Origin of the sequence: Pectobacterium actinidiae, assembly GCF_000803315.1 — a bacterium.
GTDB classification, from domain to species: Bacteria; Pseudomonadota; Gammaproteobacteria; order Enterobacterales; family Enterobacteriaceae; genus Pectobacterium; species Pectobacterium actinidiae.
On sequence record NZ_JRMH01000001.1, the window covers coordinates 1,383,642 to 1,398,715 of the forward strand.

14 protein-coding genes are annotated in these 15,074 nt (G+C 45.5%); 3 read left to right on the top strand and 11 right to left on the bottom strand.

Annotated features, from left to right (window positions below):
- Positions 1-150 precede the first annotated feature (150 nt).
- On the bottom strand, positions 151-1,116 hold the full coding sequence (locus tag KKH3_RS05845) for a hypothetical protein (protein WP_039356847.1): 966 nt from the start codon (positions 1,114-1,116) through the stop codon (positions 151-153).
- A gap of 839 nt (positions 1,117-1,955) precedes the next feature.
- Between KKH3_RS05845 and KKH3_RS05850 the strand changes: the two genes are divergently transcribed.
- Positions 1,956-2,870, top strand: coding sequence for an AbiJ-NTD4 domain-containing protein (locus tag KKH3_RS05850; RefSeq protein WP_039356850.1), 915 nt, complete (start codon positions 1,956-1,958; stop codon positions 2,868-2,870).
- 87 nt (positions 2,871-2,957) lie between these two features.
- On the top strand, positions 2,958-4,286 hold the full coding sequence (locus KKH3_RS05855; RefSeq protein WP_039356854.1) for a phage exclusion protein Lit family protein: 1,329 nt from the start codon (positions 2,958-2,960) through the stop codon (positions 4,284-4,286).
- 144 nt (positions 4,287-4,430) lie between these two features.
- Here the strand turns inward: KKH3_RS05855 and KKH3_RS05860 are convergent, their stop codons facing one another.
- The 8 genes from KKH3_RS05860 to virB11 form a co-directional block, all read right to left on the bottom strand.
- The gene (locus tag KKH3_RS05860) at positions 4,431-5,771 is read right to left on the bottom strand and encodes a hypothetical protein (RefSeq protein ID WP_139338614.1); all 1,341 of its coding nucleotides are present in this window, start codon (positions 5,769-5,771) and stop codon (positions 4,431-4,433) included.
- A 202-nt stretch (positions 5,772-5,973) separates the two neighbouring features.
- A complete protein-coding gene (locus tag KKH3_RS05865) occupies positions 5,974-7,023 on the bottom strand; it encodes a DNA-methyltransferase (RefSeq protein WP_039356858.1) in 1,050 nt (349 codons plus the stop codon).
- Positions 7,016-7,819, bottom strand: a complete 804-nt coding sequence (mobC, locus tag KKH3_RS05870; RefSeq protein WP_039356861.1) for a MobC family replication-relaxation protein — start codon at positions 7,817-7,819, stop codon at positions 7,016-7,018. The genes KKH3_RS05865 and mobC overlap by 8 nt, the downstream gene beginning before the upstream one ends.
- Before the next feature lie 8 nt (positions 7,820-7,827).
- Positions 7,828-9,564, bottom strand: coding sequence for a type IV secretory system conjugative DNA transfer family protein (locus KKH3_RS05875; protein ID WP_039356864.1), 1,737 nt, complete (start codon positions 9,562-9,564; stop codon positions 7,828-7,830).
- Positions 9,565-10,343: 779 nt separating this feature from the next.
- Positions 10,344-10,649: a hypothetical protein gene (locus tag KKH3_RS05880; protein WP_039356868.1), complete on the bottom strand. Its 306-nt coding sequence runs from the start codon at positions 10,647-10,649 to the stop codon at positions 10,344-10,346.
- A gap of 48 nt (positions 10,650-10,697) precedes the next feature.
- Complete coding sequence (locus tag KKH3_RS05885) at positions 10,698-11,000, bottom strand: TrbM/KikA/MpfK family conjugal transfer protein (protein ID WP_039356871.1); 303 nt, start codon at positions 10,998-11,000, stop codon at positions 10,698-10,700.
- 47 nt (positions 11,001-11,047) lie between these two features.
- The gene (locus tag KKH3_RS05890) at positions 11,048-11,446 is read right to left on the bottom strand and encodes a cag pathogenicity island Cag12 family protein (RefSeq protein ID WP_039356874.1); all 399 of its coding nucleotides are present in this window, start codon (positions 11,444-11,446) and stop codon (positions 11,048-11,050) included.
- Positions 11,443-12,462, bottom strand: a complete 1,020-nt coding sequence (gene virB11 / locus KKH3_RS05895) for a P-type DNA transfer ATPase VirB11 (RefSeq protein ID WP_039356877.1) — start codon at positions 12,460-12,462, stop codon at positions 11,443-11,445. Before virB11 ends, KKH3_RS05890 begins: the two co-directional genes overlap by 4 nt.
- Before the next feature lie 37 nt (positions 12,463-12,499).
- On the opposite strand from virB11, the gene KKH3_RS05900 reads away from it, so the two are divergent.
- Positions 12,500-13,507, top strand: coding sequence for a hypothetical protein (locus KKH3_RS05900; RefSeq protein ID WP_039356881.1), 1,008 nt, complete (start codon positions 12,500-12,502; stop codon positions 13,505-13,507).
- Here KKH3_RS05900 and KKH3_RS21610 read toward each other — a convergent pair.
- Both KKH3_RS21610 and virB10 read right to left on the bottom strand, forming a co-directional pair.
- Entirely contained in the window at positions 13,438-13,704 is a 267-nt protein-coding gene (locus KKH3_RS21610; RefSeq protein WP_234991496.1) for a hypothetical protein, read from the bottom strand. The genes KKH3_RS05900 and KKH3_RS21610 overlap by 70 nt on opposite strands.
- A gap of 112 nt (positions 13,705-13,816) precedes the next feature.
- Positions 13,817-15,058, bottom strand: a complete 1,242-nt coding sequence (gene virB10, locus KKH3_RS05905) for a VirB10/TraB/TrbI family type IV secretion system protein (protein WP_039356882.1) — start codon at positions 15,056-15,058, stop codon at positions 13,817-13,819.
- Between the last annotated feature and the right edge of the window lie 16 nt (positions 15,059-15,074).

A 15,074-nucleotide genomic window follows, 5' to 3' on the forward strand; every position in this document is an offset into this window, starting at 1 on the left:
CATGACGGTCGGCAACGAGCGAAAAGCGGGCATTAACGCCCAATTAAAGTGTGAAGCACATATTCACCATACTCAATTTGAATACCTTAATCACTAAATTTGAACCAAACTGAAAATGCCAAGCGTGCTGAGCCATTCTTAAATTGTTTGTTATATTTCAAGCACGACAGAGTCAATAGACAACCTTGAGTTATCAGAAATATCCTCGACAAACTCAGCCCACGTACCTCTCTCGACTCTTCGACTGCAATAATGCGAAGTAGCCCTAATGAAGCCAATAGCGACGTCATACAAATCTTGGATAAATTTTTCTATAATAGCTTCGTTGTTGTCACCGTAGGATAAAAATATAGAGTCACGATAGTTCGCTTTACCACGGTATCTAAATGCCTGAATAAGGAAATTAACTTGTCCTTTTTCTAGTGCGTGATCGCGAACTTCGCGAGCAGCTTTCGTGCGAAAGTTGTCAACACCAAGAGCTTTGAAATCACGAGAAGTTCTCACCCTCTCTTCTGTTTCCCACTTTTTGTAGCCATGAGTCCCCTTTAGATAGGAAACCAGTGCACCATGAGCAGTTTCATTATCATAAGCTCTATCATTCAGGTCGAAACGGTTAGCACCTCTATATGCAGCAATCTCGGCATCAGCAGTGTTTGAAACTAAACTAGTTAGAAGAAGGTTAAATGGATATGGGATAAGTTCTTTTTCCGCGATATCTGACTGCCAAACTTTTGCTGTGGCTGTATGTGTCTCTTGAATAGAACCAGAAGATGCTGCAACCATCGCGCTAGCGGAAAAATAGATACTGTAATACCAAGAAATAATAGCTGAACGACATATGTCATATTTATCTTCGACATCTTTATTCATACTTTTCAAAGATGACAGATTATGTAAGGCCATCATTGTGTTCTCAAACACAAGCGTATCAGCTTCACGATTGACAGGTCTACGTTGTACCCGAGCATATAAATCATTTAGTTTATCATCGGCACAAGCGCCACCGTTAACGACTTCGGCAAGGGCCCTCATCCAATTTACAGTCCCCTGAAACGCAAACCGGGGCTCTGCCTGATCACCGGCTTCAAATAGCCTGTCTAATAGCCACTTACTCATGATAAACCTTTGGAAATATGCGGTTATTCAGAGGAAAAATCTGTATCTAAACACGGACTTTTCCACGTTTGTAAATTTAATGTGTGGAACACTACATCGCTTTTGTATAACTGACAACAGCTTATAGGTACAGCCGGGAATTGTATTTGTTATAAATACGGATTAATCCACCTAACAAGTGGTGGCGATACCTTGATCCGGACAAGATATTTTTGCAGTGCAACAACGTCTGCAATTGGCACAGAGCGGACCGGCCCGAAGAACGATGTCCGCTGTGAGCGAGGAGCAGAAGTTCGCTCATAGTAGTATCACTAACATTGTCATTTGGGGATCAACTGGGCGGTGGTCAAGGAATAATTCAGATATAACTAACTGGCCGTTGTATCAAATGGGAGTAGGTCAGCCAACCAGACATCGGATCCAAGCGTACTAATCTGTAGTGATAAAAGCATGCAAGGAGAGAATATGTCATTTGAAAACCTCCCCCGTCGACTTCAGAGATGGAAGGTGATCATCGTTAGAGGAGCTAAGTCTTACGAGTCATGGGATGAGATGGTCACTAGCAGAACTTCCCGTAATAAGTCCGACACAACTACGAGAAACACCGCATCAAGGCTATCGACCTAACGATAAAAAACCGGTTAAGGTAAACGGGAACGTAACAAAAGGCTCTCTGCCGTTAGACTCATGTGTGCAATCACGAACAGCTATTGTTTTCATGAGGTTCAGCATCACTAGTCATTTTTTAAGCCAGAACCCCACACTTCAATAGATTGATGCTTGCCCGACAGCACATTCAGACATAAATTTGTGAGGTCATTAAACCTACAGGAGCGGATGTGGAATATTTCAGCGACAAAGAAAGAGGCCCCGTTCAACGGATAAATAACGAAGTAACAACTAAAGTCTGGGCTGGGCTTGTTTCATACATTAATGTTCTGGTAAACAACGGATACTTCGGTAAAGACTTTCCTGAAGAATGTCCCGATGGGCAGGGATGCGTAGGCACCGAGGTCAAAGACCTCAAAGCCGCGTTACAGGCTGAGATACCAAATCTTGACTGGCCATTGGCAACAGAAGTTGAATCAGAGGAATCGTCATCTTGGTCTAGGGAGATGATACCTTTTGTTCCAAACTATCTGGATGTAATGGATTTACTCCAGTTCTGCTATAAACATGTGGCCATGCCTGTTAAAGGGGGCTATCACAGCTATTTCAGGCATTACCACTTTGACGATTTTCAAATTGAAGCTGGTAAAGAAGAATTTAGGGAAAAGGTAAACACAATATTTGCCAGAAACGGCCTTGCTTACGAGCTTCTTGTATCAGGTGATATCATTCGAATGCTAAGCCCGGAACTGAAGCAAATGATGGCAAGCATAAGCATTCCTGTAGAGAAAGAGTTACGCAGCATGCTCATGCGCGCGAATGAAAAAATAATCAACTATGATGTCACCATTCGTTATGATGCACTTAAAGAGCTTTGGGACTTTTGGGAGCGGCTCAAAAGCATATCTTATCCAACTGACAAAAGAGAGTCTGTGAAGAAGTTACTTGATGCGGCAGCCCATACATCGGAATTTAGATCGATTTTAGAAATAGAGGCAAAAGCACTTACAGATATTGGAAATAGTTATTTCATTCGCCATACCGAAATGAAACAGATCAAGATTCAGGAAAGTGTTCATATCGAATATCTATATCAGCGCATGTTCAGCTTGATACATCTTTTACTAAAAACACTTCCAAGTTGATATTATTGCTTTTTCAGCAGGCTATGGATATAAAGAAAGCTGATGAATATTTTCAGGAAGACAAGTTGCTTGATAGGAGAGAAGTGAATGGATGATCGTCCAGTCGTAGATTTTAACGCAATAAGTCATGCCAAAATAAGCACTGACTGGGATATCATTAGTCTAGTTATAAGCAAAGATGATATAGATGATATAGTAGTTAGAGCTGCTGCATTAACAATTCAAGCTGGTGAATCACCCCTTTTCATGGAAGCAACCATCCTAGATTTGGAAAGTTTATGCACACTAGACTATCGTCAATTGCCAGAGCTAACAAAAGACCAAGTAGTTTTGATGGAAAAAAGGTTATCAGGTGAGACAGACTCGGTAATAGACATGTTTTTTCTTGAGCTTAGATGTACAATCACACTCGGATGGAAGGAGCCAGAATCTAATGATGATATAAAATCTATTAGTTATCACAATAGCACTTTTAATAATCTCATCTACAGGAAAGCTAATTTTTTAGCATCTAATTTCGGAAGTAATAGATACAATATGCCTTATTGGCTGCGGCTCAGTCAACTCAGAATTATGAGTCACATACCAAATAAGTTGATCAATGAAGCACAACTTGATGAGATATTCTTTTTCCCTATCCACCGGAGAGGCCTCAATGCAACAAGTTGTTCAATCAACGGACAAAAATACGTTACAGCCAACTTTGGACTCAATGGGATCCTTCATGAACTTAACCGATTTATTTATCACTTCCAGTCAACAGAGATTTATAGCCTGGAGAATAGAGAGAAGCGTGCGTTACCTGAGATAATTCCAGTCGTCTTGTATTTTTTAACATCATGTAGCCCAAGGTATTTCTATCCACAATTTCTTTTTGGTAAATCGAGCTGGAAAGTAAAAACTTTCACTGATTATCAACTTGATTTCATAATCCTACATGAAATATCCCATCATATCCTTGAACACCCTCAACGAGTCAGTTTGATAAAGGATTATGTTGAACGTCAGAACAAAATTAAGCAGTTTGAATATGAAGCCGATACATTAGCAAATGTACTTATGGCTTCGTCGATTATAACGGAAGGAAATGACGAACCACGAAGTAAGCATTCAGTCATTGTTTATGCGGACGCAATTGAGGCGGTCGAGCTTCTTTTTGAACATATGAACTTCATTGAAGAAATGGAGGAGATCATACGTCATAGATTCGGGTCATTTATAAATATTTCATCAACTAAAGGTGCACATCCGGAAGCATATACTCGCCTTGAGTATTTTCATAGAATTTTTGATAAGAATAGACAACTTTCTGAAACTGCACTGTATGCAAGGAATTTATATAACAGAATGACCAATTATTGCCTTGAGCTTTCTAATGATGAATTGGCGTCATTGATGAGAGATTATCTTGTCTGATCTAGTGTGAGCTCAACTGTTGAATAAAAGTGTTGCATCCATTGGTTGAACTCACTGTACGAAGCGACAAGCTACTAAGTTGAAGATCCGCTGTAAGCGAGGAATGGGCATGCGACTCACACGCTTAACTAGCAGTTTTTTTCATCATCGCGATGAATTGGGATTGATGTTAAAAATTGAAAAGTTGATGTAATCCTCGGGATAAAGATGATAGGTAAATGCATTGAATGAATTATTTTCATCAAAGATCAGCGAATATTCATTTGATCTCAAACTTGATAAATCATTCGATATATTATCAATGCCTAGAGGCTTTAAAAATTTTTCAAATGTTTTTGTGTAAGAGTCTATCACGTCAAAATTAATTACTTCATATGATTTTCCTTCAACTAGGTTACTTGAGCCATTCATTATTTCACATCTCCCATTGCTAATGGCGCAGTATATCTTGGCATGAAAGTCATTTTTATTTTTTAATTCGCCAATCAACTCGGATCCCAAGTTAAAACTTTCCATCTGCTCATAGCTTATTTCATTTGTTTTTGAAAAGGACTCTTTAAACACTTTAGATTGACCATTCCTTACTAACATGGAGGTATTTTCTGGATTTAAACGGTTTAGCAAATTAAGCCAAGAATCTACTTTCCCTTGGCTTTTAAGGAACTGATGGCCAACAAAAGGAGATATTATGTAGATTTTCGCATAAAGGAAATTCCACCTAGCAATCAATTTATAAAGCCATGTCATTATGGTGGTTTTCGAATAAACGCCAAAAATCACATCTGATAGTTCTCTTGAACCAAATATATTTACAATTGAGAATGCTTGTGCTTCGAATGAGTTATTTTCTTGATATCGACTTACAAAATTTGCATCATGTTTTTTCCCGCATTTACATTCAAAAGCAAACTTAATCATGATATTATTTGGAGCCGGCCCTCTAGATTGAGAGAGGGACCAATTTGTGAACTCCCAGTGTTTTTTTGCTATTACTTCCCATTTACTCTTTAGAAGCTCAAATGAAATTATTTCCAGATTCTCTTCACAGTCATCACATATGTAAAGAGGGTGGTTGTAAAAATCGTAATCCGTATTCCTCTCTGTTAATACAGTGTTTTTATCAATGAAGTCTGTTAGCAGTGGTAGATCTTTGTATTTTAACAGTTTGGCTTCATCATTGTCAGAGTTTATATAAAAATCTGTTTTCTCCCAACCGCTACTAGGTCCAGAGTAGTCTGGATTTACGATATTAACTTTAAATATTCCAGCACATTTATCACAGGTCCCAATCATCACTCCATCCTCTTCTATATCAGGAATAATGATGCTCCTTCCTGGAAGTGTAGTTGAAGATGTGTGAACTTCATGATACTCAATCGTAGTTGTACAGTGAGGGCACTTACCATGAAAATGCATGGTTTTATCACGGTCTATAAGGTTAAATTTCATTCTCCGTAAGAATTCATGACTAATCTCAAATTCCATATTTACTCCGAAAATCCCGTATTAGTTATAGAGTGGTTGATTACCATATTCTGTTGATTAATGATGCCATAATCCTTAATCTATTTCCTTAGCTATGTCCGCTTCTGGCACAAAGCTGTCTGTCAGGTTAGGTTATGGCCTTGAGCCATAAAAATGTTAGCTCAAATCTTCGCTAACATTTTTAGAGGCATTTTACCCGAATTCAATTGTCAATGTGTATTCCTGCATCGCCAGAACGAGCCATGGTGCTACGTGCTGCCGCAATACGCCTGCGAGCAATTTCCACATAATCCGCTTCGCGCTCAATACCGATGAAACAGAAACCTTCCATCACCGCGGCTTTGCCGGTGCTTCCACTTCCCATAAAGGGATCAAGTACAGTGCCGCCCGGTGGAGTAATAAGGCGGCAAAGGTAACGCATCAGCTCCGTGGGCTTTACACATGGATGATTGTTACCATCACCACGGTCCTTTCTGTTGGCTTTCGCACAATAAAAGAACCGACTGGCGCTGCTAATTTCTATCTGCTGAGAGGTATCAGGGAACATAGCAAGTACTGTATCACTGCCATCATGGATAAGATTGGCAGGCCAGCGACCATCAGGGCTTCCTTGTCTGGCGATACCACCATCACCTTTACTTCTTCCGCGCCACATATGGTTGGGTTCAGATCCACCCGGTCCATTTGGATAATCATAGGGTGATTCCCCTTTTACCAGAGGGATCCTGCATTCGCTGATGTTCAGAGCGCCGGTACCATGCGCGCACAGATTCGATCCTATAGACCCCCTGAATGGCTTACGGGCAAGGGTAATCGGCTCCAGTGCGGGCTTTAACGCGTGGTGAGATTTAGGAAAACCCGAACCGTATACCCAACCCAGCATTCCGTCATGTCCAAATGCCGCGTCCAGCAATTTGAGCTGGTCCGACGATAAACTTTCAATTAGGGCATGAGCAGCATTATTGGTCTCATAGAGAAATACAATCATGTCACGTATTTCAAAGCCCGCATCCTCAATACGTGCTGCCATCCGGTGCTGAGTACGCGATCCCGCGAAGGACAGCAGATGACCACCGGGTTTGAGTACGCGCAGACATTCTTCCCAGATGGCTTGTGAAGGAACATCATAGTCCCATGCCTTACCCATGAATTTAATACCATAGGGCGGGTCGGTCACGATGCTGTCCACCGAGTTGCCCGGAATATTGCGCAGTACGTCAAGGCAGTCGCCATGGCTCAGAACGTCATGCATGGTATTCCCTCCCGTCATCTCCATGAGCTGATGAAGAAGGGGCTTCCTGCTTATAACTGATACTCCCTTCCAGTTCATCAATTGTGCGGAACAGAAACATCTCGCGGTGCTTCGCATCAAACGGAACGGGAACACTGTTTCTCATCACCGTCCTGATGCTGCCAAACAGCCTGACCAGTGATTCTTTCGTTTTATCATCCGGCATAACATACATCGCATAGTGCCAGCGTCCGGCGTCGCTGGCGGCAAGATGACTGTTAATAATGCTGATGTAACGGGCGCGGGTTTTCATTGAGCGCTCTGTTTCCACCGCAACGATGGCACCGCTGCTTAAGGTAATAATGCCGTCCGGTCGGTGCCGGATACCTTGGTACCGCGCCATAAACTCTCCCCGGTCGCCGTTAAGCCAGCCTGTGCCGCCTTTTTCCTCCAAGGCGATCCTGACCCGCTGGTTTAACAGGCGATGCTCCAGCGTCCAGTGTCTGAGTTTGCCCGGCTCAAAATAGGCAGGGAAAACCTTGTCATTAGCGCTGACCACCATCGCTAGTCCCTGCATGGTGATCCCCCACAATGATTTTTTTCCGGTCAATATCGGGTATTCATGTTTATTCAGGAAGCCCATCGCAACCGCTTTATTAAGCAGGTTATACATCGCATGGTTATGTTTTCCTTTATAGCCGACAACTTTTTTTAAGGTCCGGAAATCAGAGAACGTTTCTTCCTTGAGAAAATACAGTAAGGCCCGCATTCTCCGTTTTGCGGCTTCATTTCTTTCAGCAACGTTATGAACAAGCATTGATAGCCTCACAGGTTAATGGAGGGTTTGTGGATCTGGCTTTCTTTTTCGGTATGCAGGTTTTTTGTTTGCTCAAATGAAAGCAGGTCGATATATTGCTTTTTCGCCGGTATGTGGAATAGTTTGGTTGCCTTCGCCAGATCATTCTGGGTAAAAACAAAACCAACAAACTGGGGGAGGTTAAGCAACATGTTGCTGTCTATGTAATAGCGTTCAGCCTGGCGGATCATCCTGTCAGTTTCTATTTTCTCCGTCAGGGATATATCCGTTTTAACTTTTCTCATTTCATCGTCTACCAGAATAGAGCCTGTCATCCTTGCCACCCAGTCGGCGGTATCCGGATCGCGAAGGCGGTAAACCAGCATAAACTTGCAGTTCTCAATCACTGAACCGGCAACGGCGTCACCCTCCAGATCTGCCGGACAGTCATACAAATCTTTTACCGACTGGTGAGCCATGATGATATGCACGCCTTTATCCCTCGCTGCGCCAAGTCCTTCAAGCGCAGGGCGGGACAGGTGATACTTGAGTTCATCAAGGAAAATAGCGACCGGGCGAGGTTTGCCTTTTATCCGGTCACGCATTTCGGCTATCTGAATCAGGCGAGTTAAAATCATTCGCTGAGCCGATATGATTTTCTGATTACGCATTGAGCCGATGATGTAGCAACATCCGCCTTCATCAAAAATGGTCTTTAAGGAAAATCCGTTGCGGGCATTAATGGAACTCACTAAAGCGATTTCTTCAAGCTCGCCATAAAAAGCAGGCACATCTTCACTGAGTGATTTCACAAAGTCAGTGTTAAATAAGTCGCGTAACGTCATTCCCTTTTCGTAAATAGCTGCCGTATTTCTGGCTGCGCGACGGTCGGCGATACGGTAAAAGTCAGCACCTTCGCCTTTTTTACCCAGGCTGAAACCGGCATTAAACAGCTCCTCCAGTTGTTCATGAGAAATATCAGCCAGTAAATCAAGTTGGAAATTAAGGTCATTCAGGTTAATAAGAACAAATTGTTTTCCGGCTTTCTGACAGGCCTCCCGCAGAACATGTGGTGCCCACTCATCATTTTTTGGGTCCTCTACAAATACCCCTTCACCTGAAAGTATTGCCTGATAAAGCAGGATGCAGGCGCTCACCCCTTTACCGGAGCCGGTGGTGCCGATAAGATCAGCGTGTTGAGCTTGAAATTCTTCGGCGGTGATATATTGCGGCTGGTCATCTTTATCCAGCCCGATAAAAATACCGTTATTCAGCGCAATATAATCCAACGGATTATACGCAATGCTGTCAGGTAACATGTTTCTGACTTCACGAACATCTGTTCTGACATTTCTTTCCAGTTTGCTTTTTTTAATCATCCGATGTTTTAAACTGTCGATTTCACCCGCCAGCAGCCTTCGGGCAGAAATATGAAAAGCCAGACCGGCAAGGGTAAAACCGACCGTCAGTATCCAGAGTGATAATCTGAGCAGAATGTTATTGTCGAGTACTTTGAAGAAAAAACTCAGCCCCTGAATGGTCAGTGGTGACAGGGTGCCAAATATGAAAAAGAAGGTGGATACACCCGCTACCGATTTTAACCAGAGGGGGGCATTTTTTCTTTCTTCACGTGGCAGATGAAAGATGAATGGCAGCGTCAGCCCGGCAAATACGGACAATATTACCGGGTTGTGTTGTAGCCAGAGCAGAAAAAAAGAAAAGGCATCCGAAAAGGCATTCAGTCTTTGCATCAGATGGATTCCCATCGCAGTGATCTCCGGTCTGATTTCGGTGTGAAGGGCGCATCACATGGACGTCATCGATGGACGTTAAACCCCACGCCCATACGCTACGCCTATTGATGACGCCCATAAAAGGATGAAAAGAAATGAACGTCTCCGACGCTCATGCCCGTTATCCGCGCTTTCAGAAAACAGCCGACCAGTGGTCGTCAGTCTCCTGAAAAGCCCGAATGACGGGCAACGGCGTGTGACATTACGCTCGGGCTGGACGCTCTCCCTGCATGTCACATGGGGGTAATGTCGTGGCTGGACGCCGCGCCAAAATCCCCAGGGTCAAAGGCGGCACACCGTCGCCCGCTACGCGCGACCAACCCCTTTAAGACGCGCGTTTCGCCTGTTTTTTCTCGCAAGCTCCAAAAAACGGGAACGCTGCTTTAAAGGGGTTGGTCGCGCCTGATCGGTAATATTCCCCGCTGGGGCGGGAAATATTACCTGGCTTGACGGTGTGCGGGGCAAGCCCCCCAAATAAACCGCTGTCGTGGGCGACAGCTTTTCGCTCGCTGGGGCGGCGAAATTTATTCGGCTCCCCCCGGCCTGCTCAATTCGCTTTGGGCGAATGTTCGCAGGTGGGCGCGGTGCCTGAAAATTAGCAATTTCTGCGAAATTGAATTTTCTGTCCGCGCTCCACATGCTTATTTTACGGCTTAGCAATTTCTCCGAAATTGAAGCCAAAAATAAGCACGCCTGAAACCCGCTGTCTGCCAGTCTGTGGCGTCATTCGAGACATTATCAATGTTTGTGATTCACATCTGTTCGCGGGCTATTTCAGCCCGGCATTCCCGTTCCGCGTTTAATGCCGCATGGTACGTTTCATCATCGATTTTCGTTCCCTGACTTTCGGCATACCGTCTGAGCTTCTCTGCGTCCGATTCATTAAGCTGTGATAGCTGATCTCGCAATAAACCGACAAATCGGCTCTCATATATTTCGTAATAAAGCCCACATCCGTGATGTGCTCTTTTTGACAGAGAATCATAGATACACGTGACAGATATTCTGTCGTGATGAGTTGAGTGAATATTGGCAATAAACAGGTCTTCTTTATTCACTTTTGTTTCTCCATGCAGGGAATATATTAAGATAACGGCGAGGATTTATTACCCTCTGAACCTGCCAAAGCTGGAAAGGATTTTATTCACCGCCTCCGGGTCAGCACTGGCGCATTCTCCCAGAAAGGCTTTTCTGGCATTCAGTGTGTGGTTGGGTAAAAAACCGTGCTTATTTTTTTTAACGATATTAAAGAAAACATGCTCCGCAGAACGACATTCACTTCCTCCGCTGTTTCCGGTTGCTTTACCGTACATACAAAGCACCACTTCGCACGGGTCGGCTGCGAAAGAATAAACAGGTGTTCCGGCGACAATGCACAGCATTGCCGCCACAATAACGAAGTATTTCATGATGGATTCTTTAGCCTATGATTAATTTCAGAATGTGAGAGGAGGATTTAATGTGAAAAATAAATGCGGGTGTCGCTGCATGTCAGGCATCCAGAGACAGGTTGATATTCAATAACGCCTTTTGCGCCATATTGACGCAGCCAGTCTTTTGCAGTAAAGAATTCTGCGCCTGATGGCGCTGCAACAACAATACGTGCAGAGTGGGCGACCGCGTAAAATACGGCGGGCGTCCAGTGTGTCTCATTAAAATTCCGTGCGTGAATGGATAATAACCATTTATATTTAATCATCGGAGAAGGAATAATAACCGGGTTGTCCCGCCATTGCGGTAAACCGGTATTCACTGACTGGCCCGGTTTATCCCATTCAACAGGAACCGGTAGCGGGGGTGAAGAACAGCCAGAAATCACCAGTAAAAATAACAAAATATGGATAACTTTCATCATGCTTTCATCTCCTCAAAAAAGGTGCTGCGGTGCAGTGGCCGGAAATAAATATCATTCATCCGGCGCACATTACCGTCCAGGTCGATACTCACGATAACGTCCAGACTGTCCAGTACCTTGCGTAACATGAAGGTGTATGGGAGTCGGGCGCATTGCGGGTTTTCATAACAACGGGTAATAAACCCGTCTACCGCTTCCATTGCTGAACCGGCATGGACAGAGGTCATACTGCCTTCATGGCCGGAGCCAGTTATCTTGAGAAAATCCCAAGCCTCACCGCCACGCACTTCGGTTAATAGTATGCGGTCGGGATTCATGCGGTAATTCCAGCGCAGCAGGCTGGCGGGCGTCACAATTGACCCTTTTTCATCTGCCGATTCCGACGGATAAAAAAGGTGGACGTAGTTTTTATGAATAAATAAGGTGATTTCCGGATTATCTTCAATGGTCGTAATACGCAGATGGCGGGGGATATAACCAATCAGCATCTTCATATAGGTGGTTTTACCGGTACTGGTTTCCCCGGCCACCGCAATGGTTTTGCCGTATTCCACACATTTCTCCATAAAGCGCGGAATGTCCTTCGCGTTATATAATGCCAGTAATTCCTGATCGTGCGTCTGCGTTTTTTCCGTGCCCGTCACCCGATTATAAAACCCGGCGGCGATATAGTCCTGATGCGGGATTTGCACCTGTGAGGGTTTACGCAGGGTGATCGACACCGTGTTACGCTCGCAGGCCGGGGGCACAATAACCTGACAACGTTCGCCGGATTCCAGCGTGGCTGACAGCCCCGGCTTGATATCTTCGATATTGTCGCCGTGATGCTTCGCGAGGCATCTGGCAAAGTTGTAGCAGCCCTCATAATCCAGCGGAACGGTGTGCTGTTCCCAAATGCCGTTAATTTTGGTGAAAAGCTCACCCGGGCGGTTGACGGCGATCTCTGTCAGTCCCCGGCGATCCAAAAAATCGCCAAAAAATCGCTGCTTATAGCGGTCGAGAGAGAGGTTTTTCATGTGATATCCTTGAGTCGGATGAACGTATGGAGGGCGCATGTCGAAGACGAAGGTACTGTTCGCTTATTGCCATGAACTGGGGCGCTGCTTGTCCATTGATGAAGCGCGAACGGAATTTTTTTCCAGAAAGCCGGAAGAAAGAAAGCGGTTCACTTTTTCCTGTAGCGATCGCAACTGTAATGTCACCATTAGCGGCGTTAACTATCACGTCAAAGCTGAGGATGGCGAAAAATTCAGGGCTGCACACTTCCGTTCCCCCCATCCTCACAAGTTCGGATGTGAATGGATCGCGTTCTCCGAGGATGTCGATCAGGACAGACGTCCGGACGAATCAGAAGCTGATTTCACGGAAAGAAAAGCAAAGCAAAAGCTGACGGACTATATCAACTGCTTTGATCCTTCAATTGATGATCCTGATGATGAGCCAGCCGATCCCAATAAGCTTGTTACTCCTGCATATGTAAAAAAACCTGACGGGGCTGATGATAAGCCCGGTACAGGTGAAGAGCCCCGCTGGAGCCGCTATACGCGAACTAACCAGCTTCAGCGACTGATCGACACATGGCAGGAAGCGAAAGAGACGCTGCCTCAGGATGAGTTCAGGGCATTGAGACTCAGGATCATGCATCACGGTCAGGTTTATCTTCATGAATATTTAACGCATATTCAGCGAGGATTGACTAACCTCTACGCGGGCGTCATTTATGGCGGTGGGACGCTAATGCATCGGTATGGACGGGGTTTTCTTATTAATTTCTTTGATAAACATGAGGGTAAACCTGTTCGCCTGTATGTCAGTAAAGATCTGATGGCGAAAGGCCGGTTTGGTCATTATATCGATGAAATTCTGGACACAGATAACGTCAGGTATTTCCGTGTATTCCTGCTCAATCCGGTTGTTTCTGAACGGGAAAACAGCGCAGGAAAATCCGTTATCAACCTTGAAATATCAAAACTACGTCAACTGGCGATTTACTACGAGCTGAACTCCAGCAAGGCAGATGATTCTCCATCACCGGAGAAGGATGGGGATAGTCCGGCATAGCGGGCTAATGTCGTCGCAAGAATGATAATATCGGTGACGTCAGGCAGCGATATCTGCTTATGTGCCAGCCGGATATCGTCTGAGGTAAAAGGCGCTACATCCAGAGGACCTTCACAGATGGTGAGGCAGAACGTTTGTTCTTCCCCTGAGGAAATGATGAGCTCTGTCAATGCGCCCCCGGCACGATAGCATCTCATGACTATTCTCCTGATCCCGTTAAGGTGTGACATTACGTCGTTGATTACGGCATTGTTGTAATCGTCCCTTACGATGACGTCTGTCGCGGTGACGCCAAACAGAAACTTTCGATTATTCACTCTTCATCCTCAGCGTATAGATGCCGGAAAAATCAATATCCCGCCCTGTGATCAGATTGATGATCTCCCCCTGATTTTTGTCGAGGGTCGGTGGGATATTGATGCTGTTTTCCAGCGTGGTACGTGCCATATCCGCCATGGCCTGACGGCTGTTTTCGGTATAGTCCGTATTTCGATCTTTCTGACCAGCACTGTTGGATGCCCATGCACCAATATCAGGGATCATACCAACCAGTAATGCGCCGCCGAATCGCTCTCTGAAATGCGTGTCGATCCAGCCGTCAACGCCAGCCTCGCCCAGTTCTCCGGCAGCACGGGTATCGACCAGCGGAATATCAAGATAAGGAGGCAGGCGGGTACGCAGCTTTGTGATGATCAGAAAGGCGCGTCCCTGTCCGTGCGTCATTCCTGTTTCTGCGCCAGTCTGATAAATGCCTGAGGCACTAGTCCCTTTTTCAATCAACTTAGTATTACCGCTGGCACTCCAGATATCTTCGGCGATCGTGCAGCGGATTTTCCCCGCCCGATCCGAGACAAAGCGGTAATCCAGTGAACAGGGAATAGCGGTATTTTCCGGGACGTACAGATCCGGGTTGTAAGGAATACGCCGGACCGCTGCAGGGGAGGGTTCCGGTTGTGGCGCGGTGGTGTTTTGCTGATCCGTGGATGACGTTCCTAACGGTTGCCTGTCAGAGGTTGCCTGCGACATCTCCTGCTGCCGGGTCCGTACCAGGTTTTGGGCCGCAGCGGCTGAACCATCGCGCCGAACCAGAAAATGGGCTTTATCGAGTTGAGGCGGCATTTCAGGCTCCGGGGCTGTCGTCATGCGCGGGCTGTTTTCAGCCGGTTCCGATGATTCGACTCCGGTATCTTGCGTACCCAGATCGGTACGCTGTCGATAATCGCTGCGGTTTGTCTGTGGCGTAGCATCCTGCCGCTTCTCTTCACCGGGTTGCCAGAGTAGATTGCGGTATACCCAGTTGCCCGCCCATGCCAGCGCAATCAGCGCAACGGCGGCGATCGCCAGAAACGCGGTGGCTTTCCCGCGCCTGCGCTTTTTCAGTTTATTGACGGCGGGTTGTAGCGGGTCGTTCTCTTCATCGTCCTGCGCGGTGAGAAGCGTCGCTTCCCGCCTTGCACGGGCTTCGCGCTCCAGCGCGGCAATATCGTCATCCTGTTGCGAAGGAGAAGGCTCTGCACCATCAGGCACCGGATGCGGGTGTTCATCGTTCATCTGCATGACTCCTCAG